We start from the raw sequence: 15,411 nt of genomic DNA, 5'->3' as shown, positions 1-15,411 counted from the left end.
CTATTTCATCTCCAAATCATATAAATAGCACGCTACTCTGTGATCATTTTCAACTTCCACCATTCTGGGAGGCTTATATCTACAGGCAGGCATAACATGGGGACACCTGGGATTGAACCTGCAGCCAAAAGGAGGAGAGGCATAGTCAGGAACTCTTCCAGGAATTCCCTCTGAAATCCCTCCTCCACTCAGCTTTGGAGCGCTAGCCAGCAGCATTCTAGTGTAAGGATGCTGAGGATTTCCAAAGACCTTCTCAGTTTTTCCCTCCTCAACAATAGTCCCCGCATACATAACATATACTCTGTCCACCATTCTTCTCACTGCTCCGAGAGCATGAGAGACTAGAACAATTGAGAGCTTTTTTTCAGTTACAATCTTGTGAATTAGCTTGAGAATCTGGTCCTGAATTGTGACATCTAGATTGGTTGTTGGCTCATCTGCCAGAAGAAGATCTTTTCCTGAAGCAAGTGCCATTGCTATCATAACCCTCTGCCTCATTCCTCCGCTGAGCTGAAAAGGATAGCTGCGAAGTATTCTCTCTGGCTCTGGGAGCATAACCTGCCTAATGAGTTCCTCTGATTCTTGCTGTAGCTCCTTCTTGTTTATCCGCCTCCCCTCTTCTTCATACTTTGCTCTTATTATATCGGAAAGCTGCTCCCCTATCCTGAAAACTGGGTTGAGAGCAGCTGTAGGATCCTGAAATATCATTGAGATTCTTGTTCTCCTGATTTTCCTCAGTTCATCTCTACTCATCTTCAAGATGCTCCTTGAATTGAAGAGAATGTCTCCACCTTCAATTACAGCATTTTGGGGAAGAATTCTCAATATGGACTTCAATGTTGTTGTTTTTCCACATCCGCTTTCTCCAATTATTCCAACTTTTTCTCCCCTTTCAACTCTGAGTCCTATCCCGTTCAGAACATGATATCTGCGACCATACACTGTGTATGAGACGTGAAGCCCCTTGATCTCCAGAAGGGTTTCTCCCATTTTCCAACAACCTCACTCGCTGAAAAATGCATCCTTCAGACCGTCTCCTAGCAGATTGAAACCCAGGATTATGTAGACTATAGCACCTGCTGGGAATAGAGAGATCCACCAGTAATATGGAAGATACTTTGCTCCCTCTGCAACCATTGTTCCCAAATCTGGTGTTGGGGGCTGAGCTCCAAGACCAAGGAAACTCAAGCTGGCTCCAATCAGAATTACCCATCCAACATCCAGAGTGACTTTGGTTAGTATGCTTCCCATTATGTTCGGAGCTATCTCTCTGAACAGTATGTGCTTTAGACCTGCTCCTATCAATTGTGCTGCTTTCACAAATGGTTCGTTTATAACTGCACTAGTTGAGCTGTATGCTAGTCTTGTGTACCATGGCCACCACATGAGAGTAATTGCTAACATTGAGTTCACTAAATTTGGAGAGAGAACACTAGCTATTGCCAATGCTAATATCAATGGGGGTACTCCGAGAAATATGTCTGTTATTCTCATAATTGCCAGCTCAATCTTTGTATCTCTGAAATATCCAGCAATCATCCCAAGCAAAGTTCCGGGAACAACGACTATGCTTAGAACAACAGCAGCAAGAAGAAGGCTGTAGCGGAAGCCATATATTGTTCTACTGAAAACATCCCTTCCATAGTCATCAGTTCCAAATGGATGCTTCAGGCTTGGAGGCTGAAATGCCTGTGAAAAATTCATGTAGAGACCAACGCTCTCTGGATATGGGATAATGTATGGAGCGAATATAGCCCCAAAGATTACGGTTGATACAATGAAGAGGCCGAGAAGAGAGAGAGGATTGCTTCTGAATTTATACCATCTCCTTCTCAGAACCTCTTTTCTTTCCATGCTTGCTCTCTTCGTTATAATGCTCAACATCTCCAGAGCTACCTCCCTTCCTCGGAATATCTTATTCTGGGATCTAAGTAAGCCACGAAGAGATCGACGAGGAGGTTTATCACTGCGAAAGTTATGCCGACTACCATTACCACACCAACGATGCCGTTCAAGTCCTTTCTCAGCATAACGTTGACTCCATACCTTGAAAATCCTGGCCAATTGAAAATTGTCTCCACCAGGAAAGCATTTGCTATTGTCCCAGCTACATCAAGACCCATGACTGAAACTGTGGGAATGATGCTTGGTTTCAAAAGATATTTGAACATTATCTTCCTCTCCGACACGCCGTGGCTCTCCATGTTGATTATGAAGTCCTTAGTGGAATTATCTACAATGCTTGATCTCGTTATTCTGGCCTCCTGTCCCATCATCCCAAGGGCCAGCGAAATGCTTGGAAGGAGCAAGTGCTTCAAAGCATCTATGAATGCTGGAAAGTTTCCAGTCAAAAGAGAGTCTATTGTGATGAGACCTGTAATCGTATGAGGAGGAGCAATGTTGTTTGACAGCCTGCCGTAGGCTGGGAAAATGTTCAGATAATAGGAAAATATGAGCTGGAATAATATGGCGAAGATAAAGCTGGGAACGGCAACACTTACATAAGAAAATATTCTAGTTATATGGTCAAGAAGCTTTCCAGCGTGCCTGCCAGCTAGGACTCCCAATGTTATAGCTCCTATTGCATTGAATATGGCAGCATAGAGTACCAATTCAAGTGTGGCTGGATAAAATTCCCTTATATCCTGAGATACATCTCTAAATGTATAGAGGGACTGTCCCAAGCTTCCACTCAGAGCGTCCTTCAACCAATAGAAGTACTGAACTAGATATGGTTGATCGAGATGAAGCTGCTTCCTAAGAGCTTCTACTGCCTCCTCGCTAGCCCTCGGTCCAAGCGCTAGCCTAGCGGGATCCCCTGGTAAAACTCTTGATATGACGAAGATCAGAATGGAAAGTCCTAGAAGAACGAACGCTAAGCTGAGTGCTCTCTTGAGTAAATACTTTACCCAGCTCACTTCTCCACCCCCATTTCCTTTAGCCTTCTCTTCTGTTGTCTGAGTCTATCAGTTAGTTCAAAATCCACCTCAAGGGTTGTTGGATTGAGCACTACACCGTAGACTTCCCTCGCAGTTTCTAAGGTTATGTACTCATTCTTAACATCCATAGCTACTAACCTTGGATCCCTCTCAAGAGGATCTCCCCATCCACCTCCTCCCCCACTTCTCAAACTTACAAGCTCTCCTTTCTGCATCTCATGATTAGCAATCCTCCTGACTTTTCTCTCACTGCCGTCCTTCCCAATAATCACAGCATAGTTTGGAGTGCCCTGCATCCCACCATTTACACCCCATGGTGGGAACTTGCTCCTACCAATGGAGAGAGTTAAATATGCTTTGCTCGATAGAACTCTGTAGTCCTTTATTACTCCAAAACCTCCTCTATACTTTCCATGACCTGTTCCATCGGAAACATTGAGCTCGAATCTCTCCACTCTTATCGGATGCCTTCTCTCATAAACTTCGTTGCTAGCAATGTAGGTTTCTCCGTCACCACATGCAACTAGTCCACTTTCTCCATCCCCTCCATCCCATGCTCCCCATCCTCCCGGCTGAGGCTCTACAATAGCGAATGGTTCCCCTGTTCTATCATCAATTCCTCCTAGTATCGTAGCTAAGATTGAGAGGAAGTGTCCTGCTGAGAGCTTCTGAGGTATGTGTGGGGCAAGAGCCTTCCAGACAAGATCGGTGGCATAGGCCATGCTTTCCCAATAGGTAGATGTTGGAGCAGGAAAAACTGGATTGAAGATGCTGCCCTTTGGTGCTATTACTCTTATTGGCCTGAAGAATCCCCCGTTAGGCTCAGCATGAGGATCAGTTACAGCCATGTAGGTCTCTCTCACTGCTGATACTGTTGCTGGATATGGACTGTTTATTGACCCCTTGACCTGCTGGCTGCTGCCTGTGAAGTCAGCTACAAATTTTTCCTCATCTATTGTAACTCTTACTTTAACATAAACTTCGCTATTTCCAAACCCATCGTCGTCTATGTAATCTTCGGCTTCGAAGGTGCCCTTTGGGAGCTCCCTTAGCTTTAGCTTAGCAGCTCTCTCCCCATCATCCAGGATCTTTCTCATTGCCAGCCTGACAGAATCTATTCCGTACTTTTCAATTAGTCCTTTTATTCTTCTTGCTGCTACTCTCATGCTAGCGATCTGAGCTTCCATATCTCCTCTCGTGAGTCTAGGCAATCTATTGTTAGCAAATATCAGATCGAGAACATCTCTGTTTGGTTTTCCCTCTGAGTAGATCTTTATTGAGGGAAGTAGAAGCCCTTCCTGGAAGATCTCTGTGCTGTCGCTTGTCCAACTACCGAAGTGCATTCCGCCGACCTCGCTCCAGTGACCTTTGTTGATGACTAGCGCTATGAGCTCATCTTTATGAAATACTGGCAGAGTTAAGGCCACATCGTTCAGGTGGGTTCCTGATTCGTAGGGAACATTGCTCGCTATGACGTCTCCTTCTTTCAAGTCTCTTCCAAATTTTCTTAGCACTTCAGCTGCTACGAAATCCAGAACACCGGAAAAGCCTGGGACTCCTGGAGCTTGGGCCACAAGTTCTCCCTTGCTATCTGCTATTCCAACAGCATAGTCCAGGACTTCGTATATTACGGGACTCATTGCAGTTCTGCCAAAAGCATAGAACATTTCCTCAGCTGATACTACTAGATTCCTCTTCAGAATTTCCAATGTGAAAGGATCAATCATTGCAACCACCTCGCTATCAGATTCCCGTATTTGTCCGAGTGTACTTTCATTTCCCTCAGAACCAGCATAGTTGAGGTTGGATCCTCAATAATAGCCGGTCCGAATATATCCTTCTCTGGAGGAATAAGTGGTTTGTAGTAAACGGGGATGCTGATTGTTTCGCCATCTACGAATGCTTTCCTTTCGCCGGAAACTGCTTCCTCTAGAGTAGACGCTCTTGTATCTTTTATTTCGGATAGCTGAACCTTCTTTACAATGACATAGCCCGTAACGTGGAAATTAACTATCTCAATTGGATTGTCTGGGAGGGAGAACTCATACTCTTTCCTATGTGCTTCGTGAAATATTTTTCTTATTCTTTCAATGTCGTTCTTCTCAATTTTTTTGAACGGTAATGTGACTTTTACAGTGTGCTCTTGGCCGTAATATCTTAGATCAGCATTCCTTACAATAACTACCTCTCTCCCCTTAAGTCCTTCTTGCTCAAATATATTGTACAGACTTTCTTCTAGCTCTCTGAAGCTCTCCTCTATTTTCTCTGTTTTTTCCTCAACAAGGGGCACAACATCGGTTTTCACTGCATCATGCCTAATATCAGTAGCGAGCAGACCCCAAGCTGAAAACACTCCTGGAGGTATCGCTGGAACTATTATTTTCCTTATTTCAAGCTCTCTCGCGATGAATGGAGCAAATAGAGGGCCAGAACCTCCATATGCTACTAATGCAAAATCCCTGGGATCATACCCCTTCTGTATGCTTATTATTCTTATAATGTTGGAAGCATTCTCATTCGCTATCCTGATTATTCCCCAAGCGGCTTCTTCGGTTGATACATTGAAGAAAGTTGCTATTTTGTTGACTGCCTGTATGGCAGCTTCCCTGCTAATCTTCAGCTCACCAGCCAACAAATAGCTTGGATTCAAAATGCCAGCTACCACGTAAGCATCGGTAACTGTGGGCTCGGTTCCTCCTTTCATGTAGCAAGCAGGACCGGGGAGGGCGCCTGCTGCTTTTGGCCCAACCCTCAGGTTGCCAATTTCATCTATCCAAGCTATGCTAGTTCCACCGCTTCCAACCTCAACGGTTTCGACAACTGGAACGCGAATTGGATAGCCGGCTCTCCATCGATCCCTCTCCACGAAGTACTCAGTAGTTACCTTTGGAACCAGTCCTTCAACCAAACTTGCTTTGGTCGTCGTACTACCTCCGTCAAGTGCTATGATATTTCTCTCTCCTACCAACTTTGCTATCTGAATAGCGCCAATAACTCCGGCGACAGGTCCTGACTCAACGCTGGTAATAGGATATTCTGCCACATAGGAAAAAGTACCCATCCCTCCATTGCTCAGCATTGCATATGAAGTTCCAAGAAAGCCCAAGGACTTCAGGGATTTTTCCAGTTTCTCCAGATATCTCTTCATTTTTGGCTTCACATACGCGTTCAATACTGCTGTTGAAGTTCTTTCATACTCTCTCCATTCTCTAGTAATATCATAGCTTGTTGTTACAGGGATCTCTGGATAGTTTGACTTTATCCAATACATCGCTTCCTTTTCATGCTTTGGATTAGCATATGAGTTGAAGAAGGATATTGCTATCGATTCTACTCCTTCTCTCAACAAGACTTCAACCTCCTTTCTCAGTTCATTTTCGTTAAGAGGAGTTATCACTGATCCATCGCTCGAAATCCTCTCGCTAATTTCTCTCCTGAGGTATCTGGGGACAAATGGTTCTGGCTTTCTGTATCTGAAGTTGTACATATCCCTCCTATTGGATCTCTGTAGTTCGAGAACATCTCTGAATCCTTTGGTAGTAAGTAGCCCAACCTTCGCACCGCTTCTTGTCAAGATGGTATTTATGACGAGAGTTTGACCGTGGATGAATGCATAGGCCTTGGAAATGTCTATTCCGCTCTTCACGATCGCTTCAATCACTCCTTCAGATGGGTCGTTTGGGGTGGTCTCGACCTTTTTCCATGTAAGCTCTCCTGTCTCCTCGTTGTAGGCTACAAGATCCGTGAATGCGCCCCCAATATCGACTCCTATTCTGATGGGTTTAGAGAGCAAATTGAAGTGACCTCCGAGTTGACTTTTATGCATGTGGGATAAAACACTTTTAAATGTTTTTTATATTATAAATTAATTAGAATAATTTTAAAAAAATGTTCTAATTGTAACATTAAATTTAAATACTATATGGATTATCCCATTACAGAACTTTAAAGAGCAGGTGATATTCTGGATGCCTTCTTCAAAGTTAATTCTTGGTGTTGCCCTGGCAGTTGTAATTGTCATAGCTGCTACATTGCTCGTAATCAACAGAGGGGGCCAGCAAACTACAACCACTACTAATACTGCGGTTTCAAACACCACAACCCAACCAACAGGAGGCAGCGTTCTCAGAGTCTCATTTGCATGGCCAAACTATATTGATCCAGCAGTGGGAAATGACTACGCAAGTGCAACAACTATAAACAACCTATATGATCCACTCGTATATCCCAAACCAGGAGGAGGAGTCATACCATGGGTAGCAGAAAGCTGGAATGTTAGCAGTGATGGTCTAACTTGGACATTTCACATAAGGAAGGGTATACTGTTTCATGATGGTTCTGAGCTCACAGCCAACGATGTTGTCTTCAGCATGAACAGACTATTGACAATTAAGGAGGGTTTCTCCTATCTCTTCCTCCCATATGTCGATTCTGTAAGTGCGATCGACAACTATACTGTAGTTTTCAAGCTGAAGGCCCCCTATGGTCCATTTCTCGACTCTCTTACCAGATTCTACATTTTAAACAGCAAGCTGGTCATGCAGCATATAATTTACAATAGTACTCAGTACAATTATGGTCAATATGGAGATTACGGAAGGAACTGGCTTCTCACGCATGATGCAGGGAGTGGGCCATATATGGTCAAAAGCTTTCAGCTCGAATCGCAGATAATTCTTCAGAAATTCGACAAGTACTGGGCAGGTCTCAAACCAAACTCCCCAGATACAGCTATCTTCATAGGCACTACGGATCCATCAACTATTAGAACCTTGATGATGAAGAGAGAGCTGGAGATAAGTGATCAATGGCAACCAAAGGAGAACTACGATTTCCTTTCTAATGTTGCTGGAATAAGTATAGCCAACATCCCCTCTGGAGACGTCTTCTATCTCATGCTTAATACAAAGCTTCCACCAACTGATGACATAAACTTCAGGAAAGCAATGGCATGGGGATTCGATTACAACACAGTTATCAATCAGATATTTCCAGGAAGCCCAAGAGCCTGCGGGCCTATTGCTCCGAGTCTCCCCGGTTCTCTCCCTAATGCAACTTGTTATACATACAATCCAGAGAAGGCTCTTGAAGCACTTAAGCAGAGCAAGTACTATGGACAGCTGGACAAGTATCCCGTAGAATATCATTGGGTAGCAGAAGTTCCAGATGAAGAAAAAGTTGCCCTACTCTTCAAAGCAAATATGCAACAGCTCGGGATAACAGTCAACGTTGTGAAGAAGCCATGGCTCTCAGTAGTGCAGGAAATGGCAAACTTATCAACTTCCCCCAACATCGTCTCAATTTTTGATGGTCCAGTTATTTATGATATCGGTCCTTTGCTCCTTGCAAGATATTCGAGTCAGAGCCTAGGGACGTGGGAGCAGAATGAGTGGCTGATGGACACAAAGTTAGATTCAATGATAATGGATGCTCTGAGAACTATAAATCAAACTGAAAGATATCAGAAGTACTATCAAATTCAGCAGTACATAATAGATTTGGTCCCAACCATATTTACATTTGAGCAGCTAGAAAAGCACGCATATCAAAGCTACTATGTTGATTGGCCACAGGCAAGAGGAGAAGGCGTAATGCTCTATGGATATTCCATTGATCTCAGGACCATACAGGTTTTCCCAGAGAAGAGAGCAGAGTTGCTTTCTGGAACTACTACTGCTACCAAGTCCTTGAGTCAGGTGGAAATAGCATTGATAGCAGTGCTTTCCTCTCTTCTATATATGTCAGCCTTCCTGGTAACTGCTATTCAGAAGGGCAGAATAAATTAGTTTTTTATCCTTTTAATTAAAGATGAAGTTATCTTATTGGATGTTAAGAGAGAGGGTTAAAAGTTGGTTGGATTTGAAAAGGCTAGAGCGAGACGGATTCTCTCTCACGATCTCTCTGCAGTTTTAGTAGTAGCAGGTCCTAACTTTTTCTATCTGACGGGAAAAAATATAAAAAGCTTTGAGAGACCGTTGCTTCTCTTGGCAACGAGAGATGACTGTCTAGTTGTAGCTCCAAAATTTGAAGAAGAGAGAATCGCTGACATAAACTGTGGGGATACTATTTTATATAAGGATGGCGAAGATCCCTTCTTTTTTCTCTCTCCAGAAACAAGGTCCTTAGGGATAAGGAGCAAGGACAAAATTGGTCTAGATCCGAATATGAATATTGATACCTACTTCAGCGTTGCGAGGGTACTTTCGGATTTTTCCCTGGTTAGCGCCAAAGAAGCTATCCTATATGAGAGAATGAAAAAGGATGACTATGAGCTGGAGAGCATAGTAAAAGCCTCTTCAATATTGGATAGACTTTTCAAGGAGGCAGAAAGCATGATTTCTGAGGGGGTAACTGAAGCTGAAGTTTACATGAATTTAATTCTCCTCTCAAGTAAGCTTGGTGCCGATGAATCGCAGCTCTTCTCTGTTCAGAGCGGACCAAACACTGCTCTTCCTCACCATGAATATTCTGATAGGGTTATGAAGAGGGGTGATTTGGTATTGCTCGATTTGGCTCTCTCAGTCGATGGATATTATGCCGACTTGACAAGAGTCTATTCCTTAGGGGAACCCAGTGAGGAAGTAAGGAGAACATTTGAAGTTGTGAGTAGTGCAGTAGAGAAGGGAATGAGCTCAGTCAAGGTTGGACTCCAGGGAAATGTTGTGGATTCGGCTGTGAGAGAGGAAATTAGAAGAAATGGGATGGAAAATTTCTTCACTCACAGAACAGGCCATGGATTGGGAATAGAAGTTCATGAGCTCCCAAACATAGCACCAGCATCGTTGGATACAATAGAAGAGAGAAGCGTTTTCACTGTTGAGCCAGGAGTGTATTATGCAGGAAAATTCGGCATCAGGCTCGAGGTGGATCTGATTGCTTGGAAGAAAGGGATCGATCTGGTCGGAGAGTATCCCCTGGAGCTCAGAATCTTATAAAGTCCTGAAAGCTATTTATTAAAGAAGCTCTCGAGCCTTGCCATTCCCTCGATATCTTCCCAGCTAATGTTTATTGTTCGAAGCACCTGCTCGAACGTTGTCTTCGTTATTTCTAAATATTTGTCAACATCGACTTCTGAGAGCTTTGCTAGGGAAACGGGCTTTACTCCATCTTTTCCCTTTACCTTGACATAAGAGATTATGTCCCCCTTGACGAGCTTTTTATCGAAGTTCTTCAGTAGCATAGCAGCCTTAACGTGCTGCGGGGTATTCTTGACATAACCATCAATGTCCTTATTGAGCATAACATTGAATGCCAATTCGTCTAGCATGAATCCCATGCCTTTGAGCTTTCTATATATATCCTTCACTTTTCCTCTTATTTGCTCGTGTACTTTTGTGAAGTCGCTTGGAGCTTTTATCTCCTTCAGCAATGATATTACTTCGTTAAAAGAGTTCTTGAGAAATTCAGGCTGGTTCCTTTTCTTTCCAAGCAGTCCCTTTATGACAATCTCGTCTCCGGGTGTTACTGCGAGATAGTTCTTCTTCAGGCCAGAAAAAGCAACATATCTGAATTCCTTGTCAACATCCAAGTCCAAAGAAAATTCCTTCTCTACCTCGCTTATCAGCCTTGACAAAGATTCCTTTTCAGGATTCCATATGAACATGCTATCGGTGTCGCCGTAGAGAACCTTCAGACCAAGAGAAACGGCCTTCTTTATTGTGCTCATAATCGTGAACCTTCCAATTGCTGTCACGCTCTCAGCCACTGGAGGTGCATAAAGAGAGAAAGCATCGCTTCCAAACACGCCATAGCTGGCATTCAGAAGTACCTTCAATGCCGATTGAACAGCATTGTACCATTCTTTTTGCTCAGCGCTGAGACCTTTCTCCTTGCCTTTCTTCTTATAAACTTTTACTCTCAGATCTCTCATCGTCCCTATTATGAGGGAGGTCATCCCCTTTTTATCCATGCATACAACATGTTTCACATCTGGAATCTCCTTCTTATTCTTACAATCATATGAGGGGTTCACAGTCTCATAGCTCAGATTCCATACCTTCATTATAGATGGATACAGACTTGCAAAGTCAAGAACAAGAATATTGAAAAATACTCCCACAGGGGGATCCAGTACTATTGCTCCAGCGTATTTCTTTCCCTTTATGACGGCCTTGCTCTTTATTTCTCTTTTGTACTGCAGGATATCTTCCTGTCTAGGTATTAGATAGTTCCTCCTTCTGTGCTCCCAATAGAGCATGTTTCTTATCCAGTTGCTTATCTGTGTTCTGCTCAGCTCCTCAATTCCAGTCTTCGTGAGACGGGAGAGAAGAATCAGAAGTTTCCACGTTAAATTACTTTTCCATGTTGCCAGAGAAAGAGTTATCTCGGCATCTCTTAGGTTGTACTCAATCAGCTTTGATATTCCCAGCATGCCTGGATTTTCGTCGATCTTAACCTTTCCAATTCCTATAATGCTTTGAGCCACACTGTCAAGGGTGTTCTCTCTGTAATTTCCACCGAATGCATAAGTTTTAAGGGCTTTGTTTTCGAAGACCTTGTAGAGATCTATGTGTATTCCTCCTTTCAATGTATAGTATTCTTGAAATTCCTTTATTGGAACCTCTTGCGGTTTAAAACCGAGAACTCTTGCTCTATTCCTCATATAAGGCAAGTCGAAGTTGTCTCCGTTGTAGGAATAAATAACTTGATACTGTCCAATTATTCTAAAGGCCTCAAGGAGCATTGCGCGCTCGCTGTCGAATACTTCAATGTCAGCATCAGCTGATATCCTGCTTCTAATTGGAGATTTTGAAGCATGCGGATATGCGAGGGCAAGGACTTTTTTCCTACCATCATTGCCAACTAAAGCTATTGAGAGTATTGGGTATGGGGCAGTAGCAACATTAGGTAGTCTATTTGCATATGGGGAAAAGACTTCAACGTCAATTGCCACCATCGAGGGAAGAGGAGGGGAAAGCTCAAACAGTGTGCTCAATTCCTCAGCAAACCTCTTGACCTCCTCGCTCTCCCCCTCGAAGACCTTCTTGAGCTCATCCTTAGATGAGATGCTTACCTCAACTGGAGAGAGAGTTTTTCCACTGACTTTGTATTTATATCCTGGTATGAGCCCTCTGTCATAAATGAAGTTCTGATGATATTTTATCTTGCTTTCCCAACTTTCCTTGAAAATTCCTCTAAGCTCTCTCACAGCCAGTGGGTCATTAACTACTATCTTTGTGAACTTCTCTCTCTTCATAGTTAGAGGATTAATCTTCTCAATTCTCTCGATAGCATAAACTGCTTCCTTTGATTTTTCTCTGAGCAGTTTTCTTTCCACTTCTTCAGGTTCTTCTGCTACAATGAAGTACGGCTTATGCTGGGTCTTATCGTACCAATATGCCAATCTCTTCCTCTTCTCGTCATAGAAGCATAGAAGAGCAGCATTTCTATCTGGGTCATAGTAATATGATAGAAGATGCCCTTCCTCCACAATGGCCTCATCTACAATGCTGAACCAAACTATAAATTTGCCTCTCTCATTTTTCTCTTCATTTTTAGATTCAATTGCAGAAGGAGAGTTGCTTTTTTCCTTGCTGCTGTTAGCTAGTTCCATTGCTATTGCTTTGGCATCTCCTCCTATTTTTTTCTCTTCATCTTTCCTGATGAAATCCATGAGGGTGGTGTTGTTTCTTTTTTTCTTAGCAGCATAGGTCATTTTGCCTTTACCTTTCAATAAGCAGATCTTAATTTTCTCTCTAATATTGCTTTTACAAAGATTGTTTATTTTCTCATGTAAAAGAGGTAATACGGTAAAATTGCCTCAATGAGAAGAAGAGTTTTAAGCTGGAATTATTTTCATGATCGTTTCCTCATTGCATCCTGTTCTAACTCTCACATAATTAGAAAACTTTTGCTCGAGCCTGTCGTCCTTTAAATCAACTAGAAGATTTTTCAGACGCATGGCCTTAGACCTAGTGGAAACTATTATAAAATTATTGAGGCTCACAATCCTCAGAAGTGCTAGAGGTATTTGCTGGTTTCCTCTGCCAAGGAGGAAACCAGAGCTTCCCAAAGGTGAAACAATTATTCTAAGCATCTCTGGATCCTTTATCTCTTCTAGAAATCTGAGAAGATCCTGGGAAGAGCAATCATCACAGTACGTTTTCCCCTTCCATCCAGCTGAAACGCTCAGAATATCTTTTCTTCTTATTTTCAGCTTCTCAGCTATTGCTCCAGCTGTTCTTCCAGGACCGATTATAAGTGGAATGCTATTGTCAATCTCTTCTGCTATACATTCTGCCAATTCCTCTATTTCATCTTCTCTTGAAGCATATGGATCCTTGCTATGCTGATGAAGGGTTTCTTCTCTTGATTCAATTGTTTTAGCTAGAGCTGACCTCACTATGGAGAATTGTCCGCTTCTTCTCAGCTTATCTTCATCCACAACAATTATCTCCCCCTCAGCTATATAGTAGCTATCATTTACAAAGGAGAGAAATAGCCTTGTTGCTGCATTGATGCTCTTGGCGAATATCGAGCTGTAAATTTTGGTTCCCCCAGGAACCCCGAAAATTGGAATTTCTCCATTTGCTCCATCGTAAATGTCCCAAGCAGTCCCATCTCCACCTACAAATACTATTAGATCTGCCTTTTCTCTATATGCCGATTGTGAACAGATCTTCGTATCTTCAGCTTTGCTTGGATATTTAGGTCTGCATATTATCCTGGGATCGATTCCTATCTCCCTAGCCGAAATCTCTCCCATCAAGCCCCTAGGAGCAAGAAGCTCAAAGCTTTCTCTGGCTTTGAAGAGAGCTTTTTTGATCTCCCTGGCAAAGATAATGGAAGTCTTAAAAGAAGGGCCCATGTAAACGCCAATTTCTCCCCAGGATACTCCATCGCTTCCTTTCAAGGACAATGGTCCTCCTATGCCTGCCACGGGATTAACAATGAGAGCTATTCTCTTCATTTGCCATCATCTTACACTAACAAAAAGAGGAAAAAATATTTGTATTTAGAAAACTAGAACCCCTTTGCCGTGAGCACGAAGAAGATCGCGAAGAGCAGGGTTATTATCAGCACTCCCGGTTTCAAGTCTCTGAATTTGCCCGAGAGCAGCTTAATGAGCGTATATGTTATGAAGCCAAGCCCTATTCCAGTAGTAATGCTGTACGAGAACGGAATTGATGTTATTGTGACAAATGCTGGGATAAGCTCGCTGTAGTCCTCTAGCTTAGCAAGATTGCCAGATAGGGAAAGAAAAAGCAAGCCCACCAGCATAAGAACTCCTCCAGTAGCGTAGGATGGTATTGCAGTGAACAGTGGAGTAAGCAGTACAGAGATGAAGAAGAGCAATGACACAACCAAGGCAGTGAGACCTGTCCTTCCTCCTTGCTCTATTCCGGAAGCGCTCTCTATGTAGATAACTACCGTAGATGTGCCAAAGAATGGCGCTAGTATTGATGCAAAAGCATCAGTTATAAGAGCCCTGTTTATTCCTACTATTCTTCCGTTCTCAAGAAGATTTGCCTTGGTAGCGAGTCCTGTTATCGTTCCTATGCCATCGAAGAAATCAACTAGGAAGAGAGAGAAGGCTATTGGAAAACCTATGCCGAATAGAGATAGATAGAGATAAAATGATTTTGGCAGCTCGTTTAGAATAGATGTTGTAAGGGAGGGGGCTACAACAATTGAAGATGGTAGGGAGATCATTCCAAGGAGGGCTGCTACAAATGTCGATGATAGGATTGCTATTATGAATCCTCCTATTACCTTTTTTACTAGAAGTACTGAGGCGACTAAGAAGCTGAGCATTCCTATATAGAAGGGAAGGCTCGTTAGAGCACTTGAGTTGAATGTTATTGGAGTAGCTATTCCCCCCTTGACGATCCCAACATCAGCAAATCCTATTAGCGTTATGAAAAGACCTATTCCAATGCCGATTCCTAGCTTGAGAGATTCGGGAACGGAGTTTATTATGAATTCTCTGATTTTTCCTATTGAGAAAATTAAAAATAGAATTCCGTTGAAGAGAACAGATATTAAGGCCAAATATATAGCAAGCTGAGAAGCAGCCGGTCCTTGAACTGCCCCGCTAGAGAGAATGAGTTCGTTGAATAGAGGGATTATCGTGTAGGCCACAAATGCGTTTTCTCCCATTCCTGGGGCAAGGGCAAAAGGCAGTCTCGCGTATAGAGCCATAACTAGCGTGGCAACAGCAGCAGAAATAGCAGTAGCCGCTGTAAATCCCAATCTGACATTATAGAGGAGATTGAGATATTGTTCAGGCAGAGGATCCCCAATTGGTATTCCAAGCGACTGATGAAGAGCAATTGAAAAACCTTCTGTAAGTATTGTAGGATTGACAAAAAGTATGTATGCCATAGACAGGAAAGTAGTTATTCCTGCTATTATTTCAATTTTTATGGTTGTATTTCTTTTATCGATTTCGAAGAATCTATTCAGCATGTTTGAGAGGCTCATTTAACGTTTCACCCTCGAACGAGGATCATAACTTATGACCTGAGCAACT

Annotated in this window: 10 protein-coding genes; 2 read left to right on the top strand and 8 right to left on the bottom strand. The window is 42.8% G+C overall.

Features of this window, described 5'->3' with window-relative positions:
• Genes QXR92_05495 through QXR92_05475 form a run of 5 tightly spaced genes read right to left on the bottom strand, consistent with a single transcriptional unit; the run spans window position 1 to window position 6,765 of the window.
• Window positions 1-990 carry an ABC transporter ATP-binding protein gene (locus QXR92_05495; protein ID MEM0319454.1) on the bottom strand — a complete coding sequence of 330 codons (990 nt, stop codon included), beginning with the start codon at window positions 988-990 and terminating at the stop codon, window positions 1-3.
• Window positions 991-1,002: 12 nt separating this feature from the next.
• A complete protein-coding gene (locus tag QXR92_05490) occupies window positions 1,003-1,884 on the bottom strand; it encodes an ABC transporter permease (protein MEM0319453.1) in 882 nt (293 codons plus the stop codon).
• A gap of 8 nt (window positions 1,885-1,892) precedes the next feature.
• Window positions 1,893-2,918, bottom strand: a complete 1,026-nt coding sequence (locus QXR92_05485; GenBank protein MEM0319452.1) for an ABC transporter permease — start codon at window positions 2,916-2,918, stop codon at window positions 1,893-1,895.
• The gene (locus QXR92_05480; protein ID MEM0319451.1) at window positions 2,915-4,666 is read right to left on the bottom strand and encodes a hydantoinase B/oxoprolinase family protein; all 1,752 of its coding nucleotides are present in this window, start codon (window positions 4,664-4,666) and stop codon (window positions 2,915-2,917) included. The genes QXR92_05485 and QXR92_05480 overlap by 4 nt, the downstream gene beginning before the upstream one ends.
• Window positions 4,663-6,765 carry a hydantoinase/oxoprolinase family protein gene (locus QXR92_05475; protein ID MEM0319450.1) on the bottom strand — a complete coding sequence of 701 codons (2,103 nt, stop codon included), beginning with the start codon at window positions 6,763-6,765 and terminating at the stop codon, window positions 4,663-4,665. Before QXR92_05475 ends, QXR92_05480 begins: the two co-directional genes overlap by 4 nt.
• Before the next feature lie 142 nt (window positions 6,766-6,907).
• On the opposite strand from QXR92_05475, the gene QXR92_05470 reads away from it, so the two are divergent.
• On the top strand, window positions 6,908-8,725 hold the full coding sequence (locus QXR92_05470) for an ABC transporter substrate-binding protein (protein MEM0319449.1): 1,818 nt from the start codon (window positions 6,908-6,910) through the stop codon (window positions 8,723-8,725).
• A gap of 63 nt (window positions 8,726-8,788) precedes the next feature.
• The gene (locus QXR92_05465; protein ID MEM0319448.1) at window positions 8,789-9,874 is read left to right on the top strand and encodes a Xaa-Pro peptidase family protein; all 1,086 of its coding nucleotides are present in this window, start codon (window positions 8,789-8,791) and stop codon (window positions 9,872-9,874) included.
• A gap of 11 nt (window positions 9,875-9,885) precedes the next feature.
• On the opposite strand, the gene QXR92_05460 is transcribed toward QXR92_05465, so the two are convergent.
• The 3 genes from QXR92_05460 to QXR92_05450 all read right to left on the bottom strand — a co-directional run bounded on the left by QXR92_05460 (window position 9,886) and on the right by QXR92_05450 (window position 15,362).
• Window positions 9,886-12,594 carry a DNA-directed DNA polymerase I gene (locus tag QXR92_05460; protein ID MEM0319447.1) on the bottom strand — a complete coding sequence of 903 codons (2,709 nt, stop codon included), beginning with the start codon at window positions 12,592-12,594 and terminating at the stop codon, window positions 9,886-9,888.
• 123 nt (window positions 12,595-12,717) lie between these two features.
• Window positions 12,718-13,848 (bottom strand): NAD(+)/NADH kinase, encoded by a 1,131-nt coding sequence (locus QXR92_05455; protein ID MEM0319446.1) that lies wholly within the window; start codon window positions 13,846-13,848, stop codon window positions 12,718-12,720.
• A gap of 53 nt (window positions 13,849-13,901) precedes the next feature.
• Complete coding sequence (locus QXR92_05450; GenBank protein ID MEM0319445.1) at window positions 13,902-15,362, bottom strand: NCS2 family permease; 1,461 nt, start codon at window positions 15,360-15,362, stop codon at window positions 13,902-13,904.
• Window positions 15,363-15,411 lie beyond the last annotated feature (49 nt).

Source organism: Fervidicoccaceae archaeon, assembly GCA_038734945.1.
Taxonomy (GTDB): Archaea; Thermoproteota; Thermoprotei_A; order Sulfolobales; family Fervidicoccaceae; genus ARK-14.
Note: the sequence above shows the minus strand (reverse complement) of the source record. Positions and strands in the feature narration are given on the sequence as shown.